Source organism: Asticcacaulis sp., assembly GCF_035497195.1.
In the GTDB taxonomy this organism is placed as follows: Bacteria; Pseudomonadota; Alphaproteobacteria; order Caulobacterales; family Caulobacteraceae; genus Asticcacaulis.
Genome location: NZ_DATJDZ010000004.1, coordinates 204,748 through 225,851, shown reverse-complemented (window position 1 = coordinate 225,851; position 21,104 = coordinate 204,748). Strand labels below are relative to the sequence as shown.

The 21,104-nt window shown below is 59.8% G+C and carries 19 protein-coding genes and 1 tRNA gene; 4 read left to right on the top strand and 16 right to left on the bottom strand.

The genetic code is table 11. The features are described 5' to 3' along the window. The first annotated feature begins 5 nt into the window (after nucleotides 1-5). The gene (locus tag VL130_RS01855; RefSeq protein WP_325360514.1) at nucleotides 6-1,175 is read left to right on the top strand and encodes a DUF4861 family protein; all 1,170 of its coding nucleotides are present in this window, start codon (nucleotides 6-8) and stop codon (nucleotides 1,173-1,175) included. 10 nt (nucleotides 1,176-1,185) lie between these two features. Here the strand turns inward: VL130_RS01855 and VL130_RS01850 are convergent, their stop codons facing one another. The 6 genes from VL130_RS01850 to VL130_RS01825 all read right to left on the bottom strand — a co-directional run bounded on the left by VL130_RS01850 (nucleotide 1,186) and on the right by VL130_RS01825 (nucleotide 10,214). Beyond that, nucleotides 1,186-3,168, bottom strand: a complete 1,983-nt coding sequence (locus VL130_RS01850; protein WP_325360511.1) for a S9 family peptidase — start codon at nucleotides 3,166-3,168, stop codon at nucleotides 1,186-1,188. A 246-nt stretch (nucleotides 3,169-3,414) separates the two neighbouring features. Continuing rightward, nucleotides 3,415-4,374, bottom strand: coding sequence for a glucokinase (locus tag VL130_RS01845; protein ID WP_325360507.1), 960 nt, complete (start codon nucleotides 4,372-4,374; stop codon nucleotides 3,415-3,417). A gap of 90 nt (nucleotides 4,375-4,464) precedes the next feature. Further along, complete coding sequence (locus VL130_RS01840) at nucleotides 4,465-5,721, bottom strand: DUF2264 domain-containing protein (protein ID WP_325360505.1); 1,257 nt, start codon at nucleotides 5,719-5,721, stop codon at nucleotides 4,465-4,467. A gap of 139 nt (nucleotides 5,722-5,860) precedes the next feature. After that, on the bottom strand, nucleotides 5,861-8,689 hold the full coding sequence (locus VL130_RS01835) for a TonB-dependent receptor (protein WP_325360503.1): 2,829 nt from the start codon (nucleotides 8,687-8,689) through the stop codon (nucleotides 5,861-5,863). 501 nt (nucleotides 8,690-9,190) lie between these two features. Next, nucleotides 9,191-9,997 carry an IclR family transcriptional regulator gene (locus VL130_RS01830; protein WP_325360500.1) on the bottom strand — a complete coding sequence of 269 codons (807 nt, stop codon included), beginning with the start codon at nucleotides 9,995-9,997 and terminating at the stop codon, nucleotides 9,191-9,193. 141 nt (nucleotides 9,998-10,138) lie between these two features. Continuing rightward, nucleotides 10,139-10,214 (bottom strand) — tRNA-Ala (locus tag VL130_RS01825). A gap of 116 nt (nucleotides 10,215-10,330) precedes the next feature. Here VL130_RS01825 and VL130_RS01820 point away from each other — a divergent pair. Then, nucleotides 10,331-10,648, top strand: coding sequence for a YggT family protein (locus VL130_RS01820; RefSeq protein ID WP_325360498.1), 318 nt, complete (start codon nucleotides 10,331-10,333; stop codon nucleotides 10,646-10,648). 2 nt (nucleotides 10,649-10,650) lie between these two features. Further along, entirely contained in the window at nucleotides 10,651-10,914 is a 264-nt protein-coding gene (locus VL130_RS01815) for a DUF167 family protein (protein ID WP_325360496.1), read from the top strand. Between the two features lie 67 nt (nucleotides 10,915-10,981). Here VL130_RS01815 and leuB read toward each other — a convergent pair whose 3' ends face one another. The 10 genes from leuB to VL130_RS01765 all read right to left on the bottom strand — a co-directional run bounded on the left by leuB (nucleotide 10,982) and on the right by VL130_RS01765 (nucleotide 19,560). After that, the gene (gene leuB, locus VL130_RS01810) at nucleotides 10,982-12,049 is read right to left on the bottom strand and encodes a 3-isopropylmalate dehydrogenase (RefSeq protein ID WP_325360494.1); all 1,068 of its coding nucleotides are present in this window, start codon (nucleotides 12,047-12,049) and stop codon (nucleotides 10,982-10,984) included. Then, nucleotides 12,049-12,342: a hypothetical protein gene (locus VL130_RS01805; RefSeq protein WP_325360492.1), complete on the bottom strand. Its 294-nt coding sequence runs from the start codon at nucleotides 12,340-12,342 to the stop codon at nucleotides 12,049-12,051. The genes leuB and VL130_RS01805 overlap by 1 nt, the downstream gene beginning before the upstream one ends. Next, complete coding sequence (leuD, locus tag VL130_RS01800; protein WP_325360490.1) at nucleotides 12,343-12,939, bottom strand: 3-isopropylmalate dehydratase small subunit; 597 nt, start codon at nucleotides 12,937-12,939, stop codon at nucleotides 12,343-12,345. Next, on the bottom strand, nucleotides 12,939-14,354 hold the full coding sequence (gene leuC, locus VL130_RS01795) for a 3-isopropylmalate dehydratase large subunit (protein ID WP_325360488.1): 1,416 nt from the start codon (nucleotides 14,352-14,354) through the stop codon (nucleotides 12,939-12,941). Before leuC ends, leuD begins: the two co-directional genes overlap by 1 nt. Before the next feature lie 146 nt (nucleotides 14,355-14,500). Beyond that, nucleotides 14,501-15,445 carry a branched-chain amino acid transaminase gene (locus tag VL130_RS01790; protein ID WP_325360486.1) on the bottom strand — a complete coding sequence of 315 codons (945 nt, stop codon included), beginning with the start codon at nucleotides 15,443-15,445 and terminating at the stop codon, nucleotides 14,501-14,503. A gap of 170 nt (nucleotides 15,446-15,615) precedes the next feature. Next, on the bottom strand, nucleotides 15,616-15,894 hold the full coding sequence (locus VL130_RS01785) for an ACT domain-containing protein (RefSeq protein ID WP_325360484.1): 279 nt from the start codon (nucleotides 15,892-15,894) through the stop codon (nucleotides 15,616-15,618). Then, nucleotides 15,872-17,557 carry an acetolactate synthase 2 catalytic subunit gene (ilvG, locus tag VL130_RS01780; protein WP_325360482.1) on the bottom strand — a complete coding sequence of 562 codons (1,686 nt, stop codon included), beginning with the start codon at nucleotides 17,555-17,557 and terminating at the stop codon, nucleotides 15,872-15,874. The genes VL130_RS01785 and ilvG overlap by 23 nt, the downstream gene beginning before the upstream one ends. Nucleotides 17,558-17,668: 111 nt before the next feature. After that, nucleotides 17,669-18,676, bottom strand: a complete 1,008-nt coding sequence (gene ilvC / locus VL130_RS01775) for a ketol-acid reductoisomerase (protein ID WP_325360480.1) — start codon at nucleotides 18,674-18,676, stop codon at nucleotides 17,669-17,671. A gap of 30 nt (nucleotides 18,677-18,706) precedes the next feature. Further along, complete coding sequence (locus VL130_RS01770) at nucleotides 18,707-19,303, bottom strand: dihydroxy-acid dehydratase (RefSeq protein ID WP_325360615.1); 597 nt, start codon at nucleotides 19,301-19,303, stop codon at nucleotides 18,707-18,709. A gap of 107 nt (nucleotides 19,304-19,410) precedes the next feature. Further along, nucleotides 19,411-19,560, bottom strand: coding sequence for a hypothetical protein (locus tag VL130_RS01765; protein ID WP_325360478.1), 150 nt, complete (start codon nucleotides 19,558-19,560; stop codon nucleotides 19,411-19,413). Nucleotides 19,561-19,882: 322 nt separating this feature from the next. On the opposite strand from VL130_RS01765, the gene VL130_RS01760 reads away from it, so the two are divergent. After that, nucleotides 19,883-20,842 carry an alpha/beta hydrolase gene (locus VL130_RS01760; protein ID WP_325360476.1) on the top strand — a complete coding sequence of 320 codons (960 nt, stop codon included), beginning with the start codon at nucleotides 19,883-19,885 and terminating at the stop codon, nucleotides 20,840-20,842. Nucleotides 20,843-21,104 lie beyond the last annotated feature (262 nt).

Below are 21,104 nucleotides of genomic sequence, written 5' to 3'. Positions count from 1 at the left end.
AGGCCATGATGCGCCTTATATTTGCCGCCGCTATCGCCCTGATCGCCACGGGTGCGAACGCACAAAGCCTGACCGTGCATAATCCTGGCCCGGATCGTGATAACGCCGTGATCGACCTGCCGGTGCCTATGGATGCACGTGTGCAATCGGTGAAGATCGGCAGCACGGCCTATCCGGTGCAATATCTCAATGCCAAGTTCCGGCTGGTGGCGCCCTTGAAAGCCGGTGATACGATCGTGACCTTCTCGCCGGATGCCGCGCCGGTCGGACCACTACGCGTGCTGGTGACGCTGAATATCCAGGATGGCGGCCATCTCGAAGGCGATCCGAAAAACGGCGGCGCCATCACCGGCGGCGCCTTCCACCTGCGCGACCAGTTTACCTCGCCGCCGGATCACTTCATCCATGACGGCCTGATCGCCTTTGAGGGCATCGGCTGGGAATCCGACAAGGTGGCCTATCGCCTCTATCTCGATGAGCGCAATGTCACCGATATCTTCGGCAAGTATGGCACGGGGATGATCTTCCCGACTGTCGGCCACGGCTTTGACGACTACCAGTATCCGGTGGCCTGGGGCGGCGATATCTTCAAGGTTGGCGCGTCTCTGGGCGTCGGCGGCATCGGCCTGCTGCGCGATGGCAAGGCGACGCAGGTCGGTCCATCGACCATCACCGGCAAGGTGATCGCCAATGGTCCGGTGACGGCCATTGCCGGCGTCGATGCCGATGCGATAGGCGGGGGAAAAGGCAACATCCACGCCACCTACGCCATCACCGCCGGCAGCGCGATTACCGAGGTAAAGGTGAAAGCCGATCAGGTCACCGAGCCTTTGGTCACCGGCTTGACCGTCCATCCCGGCGACCAGACCTTCGCCCCGCAAACAAAAGGCGAATGGACCTATATCGCCGCCTGGGGACCGCAGGAGCATGGCCCCGATCCCGTCGGCTGGGCGGTCTTTTATCGTACGGGTGATGTAACGGGCGCGCCGGTCAATGACGGCCAGACCCTGTTCGTGTCGTTCAAGTCAGCGACCGACGCCGACTACCGCTTCGGCGCGCGCTGGACGCAGGAGGGCAAGGCCGCCGTGCCCGGCATCCGCGACCTCGATGGCTTCAAGGCCTGGCTGGAACGGACGGCGGAAGACCTGAATCATCCGCTCGTTGTCGACCATTAGGATTTGCTGACTAGGCCGGATTATATTTACCAAGGAAATCCAGGGCATGTTTCATCATCTCGATGCGTGCCGAGCCAATGGTCTCCCAATGGTCCTGGCCCTTCAGCGTTATGAATTCATGTGCCTTCCCGGCCTGAGTCAGCGCCTCGTCCATCCTTTGGCTCTGGGCATAACTGACGACCGAGTCGTCGGTGCCGTGAATGAGTAGAATCGGACAATAGGCTTTGCTGGCCTGTTTGGCCGGTGAGATACTGTCGAAATCCTTTTCGTCACCCAGCATCAACTGCATATAGCGTATTTCCGGATTCCATTTGTCACCCGCGCGTTGGGTATCCCAATCCATCATTGCCTTGACATCTGAGACGCCGGCTATGGAGATGGCGCACCGGTAAACGCCAGGGTCGAGTGTGGCGCCCGCCAGGGCTGCATAGCCGCCGTAGGATGCGCCCAGAATGGCGACGCGCGTCTGGTCGACCAGACCCTGCTGCACAAGATAACGTACCCCGTCCGAAAGGTCGGTCTGCATCTTGCGGCCCCATTCGTGGTTGCCCGCATCCATGAATGCGCGGCTGTAGCCGGTAGATCCGCGGAAATTGGGTTGCAGCACGGCATAACCCTGCGCGGCCAGGCACTGGGCCTGCCAGTCGAAATTGGCGTAGTCACGGGCCTGCGGGCCGCCATGAGGCAGGACGACGAGCGGTAACCGGGTCGGCGTCCTGTTAGGCGGCAGGGTCAGGAAGCCGTGGATGTCGAGGCCGTCCGCCGCCTTATATTGAACAGCGGTTTTTGGCGACAGCCACGTCGCGGGAATCCCAGGGTAGGTTTCCGCAATGAATTCGGTAGAGGCAGTACTCAGGTCAATTGTATAATAGCTGCCGGGATCGTCCTTGCCTTCGACGTACAGCAGCATGATCTTCATATCGTCGGAATAGTCGACTGCATAGCCATGATAACCGTCGCCAAGCGCCTGGGGAATGAGCCCATCCAGGGCCTTCAGCTTCGGATCGAAATATTTGTTTTCGACCCAGTCGCGATGCAACCGGAAGCCGGCGAGACAGCCCGTGACCGGATGGAATAGCGGCGAATGGGCGACGCTTTTGTCATCGTCATAAAGGTCATCGACCACAATGCCCGATGCGTCGATTTCCTTGTATGTGCCGGCGCCCTCATCCGGCTGCCACATTACAATCTTGTCGTTAGTCCGCCCAACACCTTCCAGCGAAGGCACGAAAATTTTTGCCGTCTGTTCAAAGACAAACTTGAAATTCGGTGCGTCTCCCGGCGGCGAGATATTATAGTAAAGGCTCCAGACCGAATTGAGGTAATTGTATCTGGCGTAGGCGAGGGCGTGGCCGTCAGGCCGCATGACCAGGTCATAAGCATCGACTTGCAACAGCTTCGTGGCCAGGCTCTTTTCGCCATGAAAACCGTAGAGGTTTCGGTCTCCCCCGATATTCGACGCCGCTATCAGGACTTCCCCGTTTACCTTTACCCTTTGATAGTAGTTTATCGCGACGGACTGCGCGTTGTCGACGCTGTCAAAAAACCTGTATAACGATCCGGTGTTCAGGTTGAAACAGGTCGCCAGGTGGACTTCGGCCTTGCCGGGGCCGTAATATACACGGTCGGTCGCCAGGGAGGTGATGATGATGACATGATCGTCGTCTCCGAAAAGGAGGTCGCGGACCTTGATCTGTCCCAACGAAACGGCCTTCTTGTCGTTCTTTCCGACGGTGAAATGGACAAGCAGTTTTTCGTCGCCTTTCTGCGTAACCAGGGCAATCCGCTTTCCGCTCGGCGACAGGCTTATCTGGTCGATCTGCGGCAGTCTGGCAAACATATCGAGCGTGGGCCGGGGTGCGGTTCCCTCTTCAGGCCCGGCCTGTACATCCGTGTTGACAGGGCCATTACCCGTGGCCTGCCCAAAGGCTGCGGTCCTGCCGGACAGCAACGGCATGGCGGCAAGGAGAGATAGGATTTTTCTTCTGTTCACGTGCGCCCCATGGCGTGATTGTGGATGTGCTTGTCGAACGCTGGTGACCTGCCTCACGGGTCCATTACGTGAAATTGCACGTGTCAGGAAAGCGCAGCCCAGCCGTAGCCACATCCCAGGCTACGGTACGTACCCCCCCCCCGATAACCCGCAGGTCACCCTCGTTTGCAGAAGACTAATATGGCGTAAAGGCATGCGCAAGAGCTCTTGCGCCCTTTGCCAGCCTTCGCCAGAGGGGTAAAGCGGCTAATCGAACAGCGTCGCCAGCCCGATCAGCTCCATATCGGTGACGACGGTGCGCCAGACCGGAATCCGGCCAAGGAAACCGTTGAAGGCCGGATTGTCGGTAAAGCGCGCGGCGAAGGTGTCAACGTCGAACGCATCGCCGATCACATCCATCAGCGCGCCAGCGAGATAGATGCCGCTGGTGGCGCTCATGATGAGGGCGATATCGGCCGCCATATCGGCCGCCATATCGGCCAGCCACAGGGTTATCAAATTTATGGCCTCGCGGGCAAACGGATCGCCGGAGCGGGCGCGGTCTACAATCTCCGCCGGTGACAGATCAGGCGCCGTCCGGTCGTCCAGCGCGTGCAGGATGGTCCACAGATCACGGAAGCCCTGTTGCGACATCGCCGTTTCGCGCACCACGGCGCCCCGCAGGTCGTGCAACCCGTTGATCACCTGCCATTCGCGGTCTGTTTTCGCCGCCAGGCTTGAGTGGCCGCCTTCGCCGGGCAGGGCCGTCCAGCCGCCGGCGCCATCGGAAATGAGAGCCGCATTGCCCAGGCCATAATTCGGACCGAGCACCAGCATCACCGTCTCTTCACCCGGTTCGCCTTCGCAGACATTGATCCGTTCGTTGCGACGCAGTTTCGGAATCGCCAGGGCGCGGGCGACAAAATTGTTGACGAGATTGACGCGCTGGATATCGAGCGTTTTCCGTAAATCCTCACGGGTGATTTCCACGCCGTCTTCGAGGCGGTGGAGCCGGCCGTTTTCCTCGAAGCGACGGGCCGATACGGCGGCGCCTTTCAGCTTCGGATTGCCATGAACGGCAAGGAAATCCGTCAGTGCCGTGTCGAATTCCGTCCGGCTGGAGCAGGTGAAGGTCGTGGCCTGCGCCGGTCTCCGGCCGACCTCCGCCAGCGCAAAAGTCACGCGCGCATTCTTGGAAAAGTCACAAACCAGCACCTGTTCAGTCACCGGAAACGCCCCTTACTATACTGTGTGCAGCGCTATTATGCCGCTTACATCCGGAGCTTACGCGCGTAGAGTTAAGGCAAGTTGAATCGCTTAATAATCAACATAATAGTCCTTTTTGAACGGTTCGTTGGCGAAGGCCTTTTTCGCTGTCCAGGCTTCGGCGGGCGCGGTCCAGTAGCGGTCGGTGGCCGGCAGACCGAGCGCAATGAAACTTTCAGAGGCGATATACATGCTGCCGCTGTTGGAATACCAGTCGCCAAGCGTCGGCTGGTGACCGGCGAAGCCGATGGTGAGATATCCGGCGTCATCAAAATTGGTCGGGTTATCGAAGATGCGGTGCTGGGCGGCGGCCAGGGCCGAACGCACGGCGCCTTCGGAGAGGCTTTCCGGCAGGGCCTTGCGCCACGCCAGCAGACCGAGCGGCTGGAAGGCGGCGGTGCGGTAGGTCATCGAGCGGCCAATCGGCGGATAAGTGCCTTCCGGCGAGATCATGCGCTCCAGATGTTCGCCATAGCGCTGCATCCGCTTCAGCCATTTGGCCTTTTCCTCGGCAGGCTTGAGATTGTTGAAGCTCGGATTGAGGCGCTCCAGCACCTCAAGAATTTCGACCATCATCGGGTAGATGACGTAGGAATTGTAGTAGTCGTAATGGAAGTGGACGCCATCGGCCACCCAGCCGTCGCCGACATACCACTCGTTCATCTTCTTGATCGCCAGATCGACGCGCATCGGGTCGAAATCCTCGCCGACGGATAGCAGGAAGGCCTCGTTCATGGCGGCGAAAAGCAGCCAGTTGGTATAGGGCGGCGAGACGCGGCGCAGGCCCTTGATTTCCTTAACTACCCGCTGTTTCGTCGTGCTGTCGAGGCCAGCCCACAGTTTCGGCGCGCGCAGGAAGGCATTGGTGTAGTAGGCAGAATCGACCAGGGCCTGGCCGGCATTGGCCCACAAAAGATGGTCCGGACTTTGCGGATCGACCGAATGCACATAGCTCTGGATCGCCTGTTCCGTGAAGGTCTTGCGCAGGCGGCCCTCGGCGGTGTCGTCCTCCGGCAGGTTGAGCCAGGGCGACAAGCCGGAGATCAGCCGGCCGAAACATTCGAGATAGGCGACGCCGACCGGGCGGCCATCCCAGGTAGGGGAAAGTTCCGGCTTGAAATTGGCCGTTAATTTGCCCTGCGACATATTGGAGAGCACGGGCGTGGCCATTTTCGCCAGCAGGCCGGTCATATAGGCGCGGTCATCTTGCGCGATGGGTTTTTTGCCGGTGGCGGCGCTGGCTTCGCTTCCGACCAGGGGCACAGCCGCGCCTATCGTCAGCGCCTTCATGAAATCCCGTCTTTGCATGATATCCTCCTTATGGCTATCCAAACCGTATCGTATGATGACCCGGCTGTCCATTTATGGATACGAAATCGGGCAAAAAAAGAGGCCTGCATCACGGGGGGATGCAGGCCAGTTTGGGAACATTCGGGGAGGGGAAATCCTAGAACCGGCCGCGGATGCCGAACTTGATCGTCCGTCCGTCATACTTGGCGTAGTCCATGCGGGTCTTCTTGCCATTGCCGTACTGGCCGGAAACGTCGTCGAAATAGTCATAGCCCAGCGTATTGCCGAGATTGAGGGCATCGATGCGCAGTTCGACGTAGGAGTTCAGCTTCCAGCTTATATTGCCGTCGAGATAGCCGGCGCCGGCGTGCCAGCGTTGCAGATCGGAGCCGTTGGGCGACGTCTCGATGATGGTCTTATCCTTGAAATTATAGGACAGGCGGATGCCGAGCGGCCCCTTTTCATAATAGCCGGTCAGGCTGTAGCCATATTTAGGGATAGTGTTGACGTTGAGGACATCACCGCCCGTCGTTTTGAAATCATAACCGCTTGAATCGACGTGGGTATAGCTGGCGAGCGCGCCCAGGCCGTCCCACGGCGCCGGCAGGAAGGTGAAGGTCTGCTGATAGGCCAGTTCGTAACCGGTCAGTTCAATTTCACCGGCATTGACGAAGGTATCCACCTGAATATCCAGATTGGGATCGACATGGCCGTTGGCGTCCTGCCAGATGATGGCGAGCGCGTTATCGGGCAGGCCGAGGCTGGAGAATGGCACATGGGTCGGTACGGCGATGGTGGTGTCGGTCAGGTTCTTCTTGAAGTAACCGGCGCTGATCAGGCCGCCACGACCGAAATACCATTCGAGGCCGGTGTCCCAGTTGGTCGAAAGTTCCGGCTTCAGGTCCGGATTCCCCGACGTGGCATAGGTGTTGTAGATGTTCGGGATGACCGTCTGGGCGGCGATGCGCGACAGCGAGGCGCGGGTGATCGTTTTGCCCCACGAGGCGCGCCAGATCAGGTCGTCGCGCAGGTTATAGGCGGCGCTGACCGACGGCAGGATATTGTCGTAGGTGTTCTTTTCCTGGTTCGGTTCATAGGTATTGTTGGCGCCGGTCTTCTTGTAGTTGTCGATCGTCATATCGGTGCTGGAATAACGAACCCCTGCATTGATGCGCAGTTCACGGTCGAAAACCTGTCCGGTAAAGTCCGATTGAACAAAGGCCGTGGTGATCGCTTCGTCGGCCTTGAAGCTGGTCGATTCGTCCACCGGCGAGGCCATGGCGCTGCCGATCGGATCGAGGATGCTGTTGACATAATCGCGCGAGAAGGCGGCCCATTCCTGCGGGTATTCATCACCGATCACCAGATTGTCGAGCGGCACATGATCGAGCATGGCGGCGCGCAGGCCTGTGGCGCCGATTGCCGCGAGCTTGGCCTGGGCCAGCGCCGTGCCGTTGCGCTTGGTCTTCTGCTTCTTGGTATCGACGTACTCAACGCCGGCCTTCAGGTGGCCGGTCCACGAACCCAGGCTGTAATCCCAGTCGGCGACCAGTCGGGCGGTGTGTTCGCGGTCAACTTCGCGGTTCCAGTCGAGCGCGGTCGAGAAGTCCTCGAAATTGGCCGGGTCGGTGAAATCGACCGGCGCGGACAGGCCCGGATAGACATGATCATCGCCCCAGTCGATCGTCGTGGTGACGCCGTAAACATTGGAGACGATGCGCTTGTTGTCGTAGAAGGCGGCACTTTCGCTGGAACTGATCTGGCCGGTCAGTTTCAGGCTGTCCGTGAGCTGATAGGAGCCATTCAGCGAGGCGTAACCGAACCTGGTTTCGTCATTGTAATAATAGCTTTCGCCGAGATAGGAGGTGTTGCCGAAGGTGCCTTCGAGCAGGTTGCCATCGGGATCGATCGAAACGTCGATCGGCACGAAACCATTGTGACCGCTGGTGCCGGGGCGCTTGGTGGTGTCGGTGGTGCGGGAATTGCGGATCGGTAGGCCGAAGGTGAATTCATCGCGCGAGTCGGTCAGGTGCGAATACAGCATGTCGAGGCTGACATTCAGCTTGTCATGCTTGTATTGCACCGAAGAGACCAGACCGTCACGGTCGCGGGTGTTTTCCGCGCCGTAATAACGATAGAAACGCGGCAGATAGGCGTTGTCGATAGCGGTACGGTTGGCCAGCATACCGGCGGCGCGGGGATCGTCCCAATCGAGCGCGAAGCCGAAGGGGCCGCTGCCAATGCTGTTGGCATGGTTGGCCAGGTACGAGCTGTTATAGCCGCCGGTGGCTTCAAAGCCCGACTTCATGTTGACGCTGGTCGAATGGGCGACGCCGATCAGGAAGCCCCAGTCGCCCCAGGTATTGGAATAGAGCGCGAACAGGTTGGGATCGACGTGTTCGGACGCCGTATTGTAAGAGGCCGACGCGCCGTAGCGCATGACCTGCTTGCCGCCGCTGTCGAACGGGCGTGGGGTTTGCAGATCGACCACGCCGCCGACGCCGCCTTCTTCCAGTTCGGCCAGCGGGGTCTTGTAGAAATCGACGCGGCCGAACAGTTCCGAGGCAAAAACATCGTAGTTGAAGGTGCGGGATGAGCCGCCGACATTGGTCGATGAGGTGACGTGCACCGGGGCGCCGTTCAGGGTGGTGACGGTATATTCCGGCCCCAGGCCGCGGATCGAGATGCTCTGGCCTTCATTGCTCTGGCTGTCTCGGGTCAGGTAGACGCCCGGTATGCGTTGCAGCGCTTCGGCGACGTTCGCTTCGGGGAACTTGCCGATATCTTCGGCGACGATCGAGTCGCGGACGACGATGGCCTCTTTCTTGAGGTTGATCGATTTTTGCAAGGACGAGCGGAAGCCGGTGACAATGACTTCGGTCGTGTCGTCAGCAGCGGGCGCGGCGGGCGCTGTGTCCTGCGCCGTGGCGACCAGCGGCAGGCCCAGGCCGATCAGCATGGTGGTGGCTAAAAGATAGGTCTTCATCAGTATCATCTCCCCAATTCAGTCTTTCGCGGTCCGCGCGCCACACATGGGGTCACGCCGCCGCGGGGCGCTGATAGGCCCCCGGTTCTGATTTGAATCTGTTGTTCGGGATGGACGCTTTTCGGCAGAGGCGAGGGCGTCCGGCGCATAGGCTACGGCCGTGACGATTGGTCTGAGTGTTTAAGCATTTCCTGTTTCCTATTTTGCTTTTGACGGCTTTTCGTTTTTATTTTGAAACCACCGGACGTGATTTTTCACGTTTTCCCGTGGCCTTGACGATATGCGTAACATTTATAGGCATGTCTGTACATATATCGGAACGAATTTGTGGGATATATTTGCCGGCGGCGCGGTTTATGTGCCACTTTCGCAACGTTTTAGGGCGCGGTTCCGCTATATGGAACGATTTCGTATCACAATGCGGGAAGCGGCCAGGAGCCCTTTCCGGCGCAGGGAAGGGCTGTATCTGACGTAACCGGATTCACTCAGGTTTCGGGCCGTTTATGGCTTGCGGTAGCCAAGTTCCTGGCTGATGGCGAGGCAGGTTTCCTGCACATAGGCCTTCACCGCCTGAATGCGCTGATCGTCCATATATTGCGCGGCCGAGGACACGCTGATGGCGGCGACGATCTTGTTGTTCATGTCGCGGATCGGCGCGGCGACGCAGCGGATATGATCCTCGTTTTCGTCGAGATCGAGGGCGTAATCCTCGGCGCGATAGTGCTTCATGATGTCGAGCCACTGCTTGACGTCATACCTGTAGCGCGGATATTCGAGGGCCTCGCGCTGGAAGATTTCGCGCAGGGTTTCTTCGCTCTCGTCAAGCAGCAGCGCCTTGCCGAGGCCGGTATGGCGCAGGGGCTGGCGTTCACCGATCACACAGCGCACCTCGATGCGGCGGGTGCCGGGGATCTTGTCGATATAATGGACCTGGTTGCGGTCGAGCACGCCGAGATTGACCGTATCGCCGGTATCGGCCGAAAGCTGCATCAGGTGGCCGTGGCTGACGCGGGTGAGGGTGATCTGCTGCGAGGCGGCATAACCGAGTTCGAGCAGCTTGGTGCCCAAACTATAACCATCCCGCTGCGAAAAGCTGAGATAATTGGCCTCGACCAGGGTGGTCGCCAGGCGGTGGACGGTCGTCTTGTTGATGCCGAGCGACTTGGCCATCTTGCCGAGCGTGTTGTCGCCCTTGGAGACACGTGTCAGCACGTCGAGGCCCTTCATCAGGGTCAGGGCGCCGGCTATGCCTTTTGATTGCGGCTCGGTTGCCACGGGTTCATCGACTTCAACGAGATTGTGCTTCATGCGACTCACGGCCCGATAAACGCTTAAGGCAATACGCCCGTTCCTATTATCGATATAGGTGATTTACCCGCCTGCTGACAAGAGGGGCGCGTTTCATTTGTTGATTCGTTGCAAATGCCGGAGGGAAGCTGCGGGGCACGGTGGTGGAGCTAAGGAGATTCGAACTCCTGACCTCCTCATTGCGAACGAGGCGCTCTACCAACTGAGCTATAGCCCCGTGCCGTCCGGTGGTGTCTTATTAAGGCAAGATTGCTGCCTGTCAAGCACTGCTTAACTTGTAACAGATAGGGAATGTCCTATATTTACAGACGTAATCAAGTCAGGGGTTTCTATATGCCAGTTGGTATCGCCGGTTTTCTTTATTTTGTCGTTGATGGCCTGTTCGGCATCATCATTCTGGCCTTGGTCCTGTCGGCGATCCTGAGTTGGCTGGTGGCGTTTAATATCATCAACACGCGCAACCGCGCCGTCTATATGATCCTGGATGTGCTGGACCGGATCACCACACCTATCCTGGCGCCGTTTCGCGCCATTATTCCGCCGATGGGCGGGCTTGATATCAGCTTTATCGTCGCCTTTCTGGTCATTCAGGGTATCCGGGGCTATCTGTTGAGGCCGGCCTTCATGACCTTGCAGCAGCTTATCGGCTAATCGTGCGGCTGTTTGTCCGCCTGACGCCGAAGTCATCGGTCGAGCGCATCGACGGCTGGGACATGGACGACAAGGGCCGCCGGTTTCTGAAAATCCGTGTCCGCGCCGCGCCGATCGAAGGCCGGGCGAATGTGGCGCTGATCGCTTTTCTCGCCAAGACGCTGAAACTGCCGAAGTCACGATTTACGCTGGTGACGGGCGATACAGCGCGACTCAAGCAGATCGAGATCGAGGGGCTGGAAGAGGCCGTTCTGGAAGGCTTGTAAAGGGCCAAGAAAAAGGCCCCCGGCGCTTGCGCACCGGAGGCCAGGTTACCTTTGCGAGGTATAGGGTTTACGCCGTGACCGAAGCCGCTGCGCGAATCTGGTCGTTGATCGCCTGACTGACCTGCGAACCGGAGGCGGTGCCGCCGAGATCGCGCGTCAGCACGCCCTTTTCGACCACGGCATCAATAGCCGCGTCGAGTGCGTCAGCTTCTGTCAGCAGATTGAGCGAGAAGCGCAGCAGCATGGCGACGGATTTCAGCGTGCCGATCGGGTTGGCGAGATCCTTGCCGGCGATATCTGGGGCGGAACCGTGGATCGGCTCATAGAGGCCCTGGCCGGTAGCGCCCAGAGACGCCGAACCGAGCAGGCCAATCGATCCCGGCAGAACCGAGGCGAGGTCGGAGAGAATGTCGCCGAACATATTCTCGGTCACGATCACATCAAACGCCGTCGGGCGGGTGACGAGGTGCATGGCCATGGAATCAACAAGCGCGTGCTCCAGCTCGACGTCGCTGTACTCTTCCTTATGCAGGCGGATAACGGTTTCGCGCCACAAACGGCTCGTTTCGATGACATTGGCCTTATCGACGCTCGTTACCTTGTTGCGGCGCTTGCGGGCGGCCTCGAAGGCGACGCGGGCGACGCGCTCGACTTCGGCGACCGTATAGACGCATTCGTCGGTGGCCGTGGTCTCGGTGCGGGTCTGTTTGCCGAAGTAAAGGCCACCCGTCAGTTCACGGACGATCAACATGTCGGCGCCTTCGACGACTTCACGCTTGAGCGGAGACCGGTGGACCTGCGAGGCCTTGACGTCCATCGGGCGCAGATTGGCGAACAGGCCCATCGCCTTGCGCACGGCCAGCAGGCCCTGCTCCGGGCGTTGTTTGCCCAGGTCCCACTTCGGACCGCCAACGGCGCCGAGAATCACGGCGTCGGCCGCGCGGCAAGCCTTGTCGGTGTCTTCGGGATAGGGATTATTGTCGGTATCGATGGCGATGCCGCCGATGCGCTTTTCGTCGAAATTGAAGGTGTGGCCGTAGACCTCGCCAATGACCTTCAGGGCCGATACGCCGGCCGCGGCGACTTCGGGACCGATGCCGTCACCCGGCAATACAACGATATTAAAAGTGGACATTAAAATTTCCTCATTCCGGGAGCGCTCCATGTGATGATGGAGAGCAATCCACTGGAGATTACTAAGACTAGGATGCTATCGCCAAACGTCTTTTGGGATTGAGTCATATAGAAATAGCCCTCTCCCTTTGCCTTGAATGGATAAATGTACTCTCCAGAGGCTTGGGTATGCCCTTTTGAAGTTACATCGAAGTAGTGAAAGGGAGAAAGCACCGCCCACGCGAGTAAGCCAAAAGCCGACAAACCTCTTAAGACAAATACAATCGTCTTGAAGGCTGACGGCTTACGTTTCATCTACGCGGCCTTTCCATGCGATTGTTCGTAAGCTTCGATTAGCGGCAGGCGCTTTTGCAGCCAGCCCATAGCGTCCACGCCTTCCAGCAGGCACTGGCGGGCGAATTCCTCGACCTGGAAGGTGAAGACGGTGCCGTCTTCCAGGGTGAGGGCGCAGGTTTCGAGATCGATGGTGACGCGCTGCTGCGGATTGGCGAGCAGCTTGTCGTAGGTCATCTGATCGACCACGACCGGCAGCAGGCCGTTCTTCAGGCTGTTCGACTTGAAGATGTCGGCGATCTCGGTCGAGATCACGGCCTTGAAACCGTAGTCCATCAGCGCCCACGGGGCGTGTTCGCGCGACGAGCCGCAGCCGAGATTGTTGCCGGCCACCAGCACGCGGTGTTCATTGGCGTCGATGGTGTTGAGGATGAAATCCTTGTTCGAGCCATCGGCATTGTAGCGCCAGTCATTGAAGGCCACCTTGCCAAGCCCGGCCTTGGTGGTCGTGGTCAGGAAGCGGGCCGGGATGATCTGGTCGGTGTCGATATTGGCTTCCGGCAGAACGACGATGCGCGATGAGAAGCTGTTGGGATTTTCTTGATTGGGTACGGACATTACGCGTTTTCCAGAGCCATGAATTGACGGGGATCGGCGACATGGCCGGCGATGGCGGAGGCGGCGGCCGTGGCTGGCGAGGCCAGCACGGTGCGCGAGCCGGGGCCCTGACGGCCTTCGAAATTGCGGTTCGAGGTCGAGACGGCCAGTTGACCCGGCAGGACGAAATCGCCGTTCATGGCGATGCACATCGAACAGCCCGGCAGACGCCATTCGGCGCCGGCCTCGGTGAAGATCTTGTCCAGGCCTTCCTTTTCAGCCTCAAGGCGGACCCACTCAGACCCCGGAACGACGAGGGCGCGCACGCCTTCGGCGACCTTGCGGCCCTTGAAGATTTCGGCGGCGGCGCGCAGGTCGGCCATGCGACCATTGGTGCAGGAGCCGATGAAGACGACATCGACCTTGGCGACATCGCGGCTGTCGCCGCCATGCAGGCCCATATATTTCAGCGCGCGTGCCTGGTCTTCGTTGGCGGCCACGGGCACGCCCTTGACGATCGGCGCGCCCTGGTCGGGCGAGGTGCCCCAGGTCGCCATCGGCTCGATGGCGGAACCATCGATGCGGATTTCCTTGTCGAAGATGGCGCCTTCGTCGGAGGCCAGTTTCAGCCATTCAGCGGCGGCGGCGTCATAGGCCGCGCCTTGCGGCACATACTGGCGGCCGCGCAGCCATTCGACCGTCTTGGCGTCCGGCGCGATCATGCCACAGCGCGCGCCGGCTTCGATCGACAGGTTACAGACCGTCATGCGGCCTTCCATGTCGAGCGCTTCGATGACCGGGCCGGCATATTCCAGCGCATAGCCGGTGCCGCCGGAGAAGCCGAGCGTGGCGATGACGGTCAGGGCGACATCCTTGCCGGTGACGCCCGGTTGCAGCTTGCCGTCAACCGTGATGCGCATGGTCTTGGGCTTGCGCTGGGCCAGGCACTGCGTGGCCAGGACGTGGCCGACTTCCGAGGTGCCGATGCCGAAGGCGATGCAGCCGAAAGCGCCGTGGGTTGAGGTGTGCGAATCGCCGCAAACCACCGTGTAACCCGGTTGGGTCAGGCCCATTTCCGGCCCGATGACGTGGACGACGCCGCGGTTTTCGGCGTCATAGCCGAACAGGCGCACGCCGTTCTTCGCGGCATTCTGTTCGAGCGTATGGACCTGAATTTCCGCCTGCGCCGTGATGTAGGGGCGGTTGCCATCAGCGTCGGGGCGCAGGGTCGGAATGGAGTGATCGAGCGTGGCGAAGGTGCGGTCCGGGCGGCGGACTTTCAGGCCGCGCGCCTCCAGTTCGGAAAACGCCTGCGGGCTTGTGACTTCGTGGACCAGGTGCAGGTCGATATAGAGCACGGCGGGGCTGGTGGCGCCCTCTGGCTCGACGACGTGCGCGTCCCATACTTTTTCAAACAGCGATTTAGCCATGGTCATAACTCTTGGTTCGTTTCATTTTCTCCTCCCCTGCAAAGCGGGGGAGGTGTCGCGGCTTGTCCGCGACGGAGGGGGCATTTGCTTCCGTGGCGGCCCCCTCCACCACTTCGTGGTCCCCCTCCCCCGCAAGCAGGGGAGGAGAAAAATTATTCAGCCGGGACGGTCGCCTGGATCGGGTCCAGCCAGCCGAAGCGGTCTTCCGTTGCGCCGTTGAACAGGCCGTGGAACAGGGTCATCAAACGTTTGGTGACCTTGCCCGGACCAGCGGCGCGGGTGGGGATATCGTCGACCGAGCGGATCGGGGTGATTTCCGCCGCCGTGCCGCACATGAAGACTTCATCGGCGAGATAGAGCATCTCGCGCGGCAGGGCCTGTTCGATGACCTCGATGCCGTCGGCCTTGGCCAGCTTGATGATCGAATCGCGGGTAATGCCCCCCAGAATCGAGGCGGCGACCGGCGGCGTGTGGATCTTGCCGTTCATGATCAGGAACAGGTTTTCACCGGCGCCTTCCGACAGGCGGCCATCTGTGCCGAGGCCGATGCCCTCGGCATAACCCCGGCCGCGAGCTTCCTTGCCGATCAGGTAGGATGACAGGTAGTTGCCGCCCATCTTGGCCGCATTGGGGATAGTGTTCGGCGCGGCGCGCTGCCACGACGAGACGCAGACATCGACGCCCTTTTGCAGGCCTTCTTCACCGAGATAGGCGCCCCACGGGAAGGCGGCGACGGCGAAATCGACCTTGATATTATCACCCTTCGGCGTGACGCCGAGGCCGTTTTCACCAAGGAAGGCGACCGGACGCCAGTAGGCGCTTTTCAGACCGTTGGCGGTCAGCGTGTCCTTACAGGCGGCGATCATCTGATCCAGGGTGTAGGGGATCCTGATGCCGTAGATACGGGCGGAATCTTCCAGTCGGACCAGGTGGTCGCGCAGGCGGAAACCGACGGAACCATTGGGTGTATCGTAGGCGCGGATGCCTTCGAAGACCGAGGTGCCGTAGTGCAGGGCGTGGGTCAGGACGTGAACCTTGGCGTCTTCCCAGGCAATCAGTTGGCCGTTCAGCCAGATTTTATCAGCGAGTTTTGTCATGTTTGCAGCAATCTTGAATATGTTCGAATTGGGAATGTCTGTACGCCTTTTCACAGGCGTCACAAAGACGGATTTTGCTTAGGCGCACGCAAAATCGCATACTTGGCCGGGGCCGCGACCACGGCCCCGATATCCCATTCCCTTTATTGCCGATGCCATTATCCGGGTGGTCATGCGCTGATCCTGCTCTTCGATGCCGCCGATGTGGCGGTACGCGGATCGCTGGTCAGGCGCTTGATGCCGTACAGGCGGTCAATCTGTAAGCCCAGTATCTCCGGGCTGCGCGAAGCGTCGCGGGCACGCACGCTTAGCGCCATGCCGCGTTTATCCTCGCCGAGATCGTAGAGGTCTATACCGTCGATATGGAAACCCCGCCGCTCGACGAGGCCCAGAATTCGCAGGAGGCTGCCTTCCAGGCGATCCAGCTCAATATGAATCAAGTGGTTCATCCCAACGCTCCTCCATCATTTCCGCATTCGACGCGCCTGGGGGCACCAGAGGCCAGACGTTTTCGCGCGGATCAATTAAAACATGCAACAGGGTAGGCCCCTCGGCGGCCAGCAACTTGTCCAGCGCCCCCTCGACCTCATGGCGATGGGTGATGCGGAACGCCGACAGGCCGAACGCCTTGGCGACCTCGACGAAATCGGGATTATCCGACAGGTCGATTTCACTGTAATTTTCCTGGTAGAACAGTTCCTGCCACTGGCGCACCAGCCCCAGCGAGGAATTGTCGAGCAGGACGATCTTCAGGGGGATATTGTAGCGATTCAGAGTCGCCATCTCCTGAATGTTCATCATGAAGGAGCCGTCACCGGAAATGGTGACAACGTGGGCATCCGGGCGCGCCAGCTTGGCGCCGACGCCGGCTGGCAGGCCATAGCCCATCGCGCCGGAGCCGCCGGAAGTCAGGTGGGCGCGGTTGTGGGCGAATTCGCAGTGCTGCGCCACCCACATCTGGTGCTGGCCGACGTCACAGGCGGCGATAAACTTGTCACCGGCCTTTTCCGACAGCGATTTCAGCAAGCCGGGCGCATAGACGCCCTTGCCCGGCGCATTGTACCTGAAGCGGTGTTCCCACTTGTCGGCCTTGCACTTCTCGACCCATTTCTGAATGCCCGAAACCTTGGGGTTCAGGCTGGCGATGGTCTTTTTCAGATCACCGACCACGGCGACATCGGCGCGGCGCAGCTTGTTGATTTCCGCCGGATCGATATCGCAGTGGATGATCTTGGCGTTAGGGGCGAAGGCGTTGAGCTTGCCGGTGGCGCGGTCGTCAAAACGGGCGCCCAGGGCGATCAGCAGATCGGCGTCCTGAACGGCGATATTGGCGGCGCGGGTGCCGTGCATCCCCAGCATACCCAAGGCCAGGTCATGATTGGTCGGCAAGGTGCCGAGGCCCTTGAGCGTGGAAACCGCCGGGATGCCGGTGCGGGCGACGAAATCGCGCAATTCCTGTGAGGCGCCGGCCATTTCGACCCCGCCGCCGACATAGAGCAGCGGACGCTTCGCCTGCTCGATCAGCTTTTCGGCGGCCTTGATAGCGTCGGCGTCAGGCGTCGGCGCGATCCATTCCGGGAAGGTGGCGGCCGAGGACATGGCGACATGAGCGGCGGCGACATCCTTAGGGATATCAATCAGAACCGGCCCGGGACGGCCTTCGGCGGCGATGGCGAAGGCTTCGGCGATGATGGTGGGAATATCGGCCGGATCGCGGACCAGCCACGAATGTTTGACGACGGGCAGGCACATGCCGAGGATATCGACTTCCTGAAAACCATCCGTGCCCAGAAGGTGCGTCGGCACCTGACCGGTGATGCAGACCATCGGCACGCTGTCCATATAGGCATTGGCGATGCCGGTGATCAGGTTGGTGGCGCCGGGGCCGGAGGTGGCCATGCAGACCCCGGTCTTGCCGGTGGCGCGCGCATAGGCGTCTGCGGCAAACGCCGCGCCCTGCTCATGGCGCACCAGAATATGCTTCAGGCCGGACCCGGCCAGGGCGTCGTAAATCGGCATGATGGCGCCGCCCGGATAGCCGAACACGGTCTCGACCCCCAACGCCTTCAGCGTGGAGATGACCAGTTGGGCGCCTGTCGGTTGGTTGCTCATCGTCTCTTAACTCAAAAAATCAGGGGGAAGGGTGGCGGCGGACCCGCCTAGATCCGCCGCCTCCGCTGGATTGAACCCGTCCAATCCAGGGTATTCAATCAACGCCCAGGCTTACGCCTCGACATTGGCCTTGTTTTGCAGCCAGCTCATGCGCGAACGCAGATCCTTGCCGACCACTTCGATCGGGTGCTCCAGGTCCTGCTTCATCAGCGCGTTGTAGCGCGGACGGCCGGCCATGTTTTCGAGAATCCAGTCGCGGGCGAATTCGCCGGACTGGATGTCGGCCAGCACTTCTTCCATGCGTTGGCGGGTTTCTTCGTTGATGATGCGCGGACCCGAAACCAGATCGCCGTACTTGCAGGTTTCCGAAACGAAGGAGTGCATCTTGGCGAAACCGCCTTCGTACAACAGGTCAACGATCAGCTTCAGTTCGTGCAGCACTTCAAAATAGGCGATTTCCGGACGGTAGCCGGCGTTGACCAGGGTCTCGAAGCCCATCAGGACCAGTTCGGTGGTGCCGCCGCAGAGAACGGCCTGTTCGCCGAACAGATCGGTTTCGGTTTCTTCCTTGAAGGTCGTCTCGATGACGCCGCCAACCGTGCCGCCGATGCCGCGGGCATAACCCAGAGCCTTGCGGGCCGCATTGCCGGTGACGTCCTTGTCAACGGCGAACAGCGAAGGCACGCCGCGGCCGCGCTGGTATTCACGACGGACCAGATCGCCCGGACCCTTGGGGGCGACGAGGATGACATCCATGTCGGCGCGCGGAATGACGCGGCCATAGAGGACCGAGAAGCCGTGGGCGAACAGCAGCGCCACGCCCTTGGGGGCGAACGGCTCGATGATGTCCTTGTAGATTTCGGCGTGCGACATGTCGGGGGTCAGGACGGCGATAATCGTGGCGTCGGCGATCGCATCCTTGATTTCGGCGGTTTGCAGGCCGTCATGGGTGGCCTTGTCATAGCCGGAACCGCCCTTGCGGACGCCGACGATGACGTCAGCGCCGGAATCGCGGAGGTTCTGGGCATGGGCGCGGCCCTGGCTGCCGTAACCGATGATGGCGATACGTTCACCCTTCAGGCTGTCGGGCGAAACGTCGTCATTCGTATAGATCTTCACAGTAGTCTCCAAAGTCTGGGTATTGAGGGATTAAAAGGAACCATCGCGGGTGACCGAGGTCACCATGCGGGCATATTTTTCGAGGGCGCCGGCGCCGAAGGTCTTTTGACCGGGCTTCTGCACCTTGGCAGCGCGGCGCATGTCGATATCGGCAAGGATATCGATACGGCGTTCCGCGATGTCGATGTGGATGATGTCGTCGTCATTGACATAGGCGATCGGACCGCGCGCCGAGGCGGAGGGCGCGACCTGGCCGATAACCGAGCCGGAACAGGCGCCGATGTGGCCGTCGGTGATGATCGTCACGCGCTCGATGCCGGCGCCTTCCAAGGCGGCGCCAATGTCGCCGATGTCGTCGGCGCGGTAGGCCATGTCGCCTTCATGGCGGATGATAACGATGTCGCAGTCACGGATGCGGCCGGCATGAACCGCCGCCAGGGCGTCGCCGGCCGATTCAAAAACGCGGGCGCGGCCGTCGAAGGCTTCGGTCGTGAAGCCGTCGAGGCGAATGACGCAGCCGGCGGGGGCCAGCGAGCCGTGGAGAATCGCAAAATCCTGCGAAGCGCGTACCACAGCCGCCGCGCCCGCAAACGGGGTGGCGTTTTGTGTGTCTATCTGGCTCTGCATGTTCACGATAAAATCTCTGGGTTCAGGTATTGAGATGTGCGAAAAAATCCCGCTCGGTCAGGGAGCGGGAGGATGTATCCTCTTTAGTGCGGGTGTTTAAACCTGCGCTACCACTCCGGAAGCATGGGGCGTACGACGCCCCCAATAAGCAGCGATACGAGATCGAGTACGATGACAGCCATGACAAAAGAGGTCGCCAGAGCGATAAGCTCTTGCGTCTTGTTTTGCTTGATGGCGATGGCCGAGGCCTTGGTCATAACTCAACTCCGCGCTGCCCTGAGTGGGTGCGTTGAAGGCATATAGTCAGAAGTTTTTGGAAATTGCAAAGGAAAAATTGGAAAAATTTTCCGGCAATTCAAGATATTACGGCGTTGCAGCAAAATAAATTATCGAAAATGCCGATATTTGAGGTAAATATTTTCCAATTTGGCGACGAAATCACGAAAAACGGCAGCGGCTGAGGGCAAAAGCCGCAACAATCTCTCCCGATCAGAAATGTAACCATGCCCTCGCGTCAATCGTATGACTTGCCAAGCAAAGAGGGCCGCCTATCATGCGGTTATAATCAGAGGAAACGCCATGAAGATATTCGCCGCTGCCGCCATCACGCTTTGCCTGGCCCTGCCTGCCTTCGCCGAAGATGCCCGCAAACCCGGAGATTATCCGCTGACGGCCGAGTCCCAGGTCAAGGCTGTGGCGCATGGTCAGGTGATTGGTCCGGTCGAGTTTCACTCGAAGATCTTTCCCGGCACGGTGCGGCGCTACTGGGTCTATGTGCCGGCAGGCTATCAGGCGTCAAATCCGCCCAACCTGCTTGTCTTTCAGGACGGCCAGCGCGCGCTTAATCCGGGTGGCCCGCTGCGCGTCAATACCGTTCTGGACAATCTGATCGCCGAGGGGGATATTCCGCAGGCGATCGGCGTCTTCATCACGCCCGGCAATCTGAGTGCGCACTACCCCGATAACCTTGGCATGGGCAATCCCGATCACCGTGCGGAAGAGTATGACGCCGTCAGCGACGATTACGGCCGGATGCTGATCGATGAACTGCTGCCGGAGGTGGCGAAAACCTACACCTTCAGTAACGATCCGAAAAAGCGCGTCATCGGCGGCACCTCCAGTGGCGCCATCGCGGCCTTTACCGTGGCGTGGAATCATCCGGACGCGTTCGGCAATGTCATCAGCATGATAGGTTCCTATACCTCGATCGGCATGCACCCGGCGACGGCGACCACACCCTTCATTCCCGGCGGCGACACCTATCCCGGCCTGATCCGCAAGTCGAAGATCCGCCCCTTGCGTATCTTCCTGCAGGATGGCTCGAACGATCTCGATAACGAGCATGGCAACTGGTTTCTCTCCAGCCAGCAGATGGTCAGGTCGTTCGAATGGGCCAACGCCAATGCCGACCAGTGGAAGCTTGGCCCGGCGCGTTATGACCTCAAATATGTCTGGGGCGACGGCAGCCATTCCGACCAGCATGGCGGCTCGATGCTGCCGGATATCCTGCGCTGGATATGGCGGGATGATGCAAGGTAAGAGTAATTAAGTAAGAAACCCCGCCACCACCCCTCAAGAGAGGCGCGGTCCCCCTCCCCATCAAAGATGTGGAGGTACAAGGGTTTTTATACCTCCCCATCTCTGATGGGGAGGGGGACCATCGAGCGAAGCGAAGATGGTGGTGGGGTATCTTGCTTCCTCACTCAACACAAAACCATTGCCTAACTATCCATGAGGATTATATAGGCCCCATCCCGCAAAGCCTTGTCCCGTCTATATTTGCTTACACAGGTAACGAGTT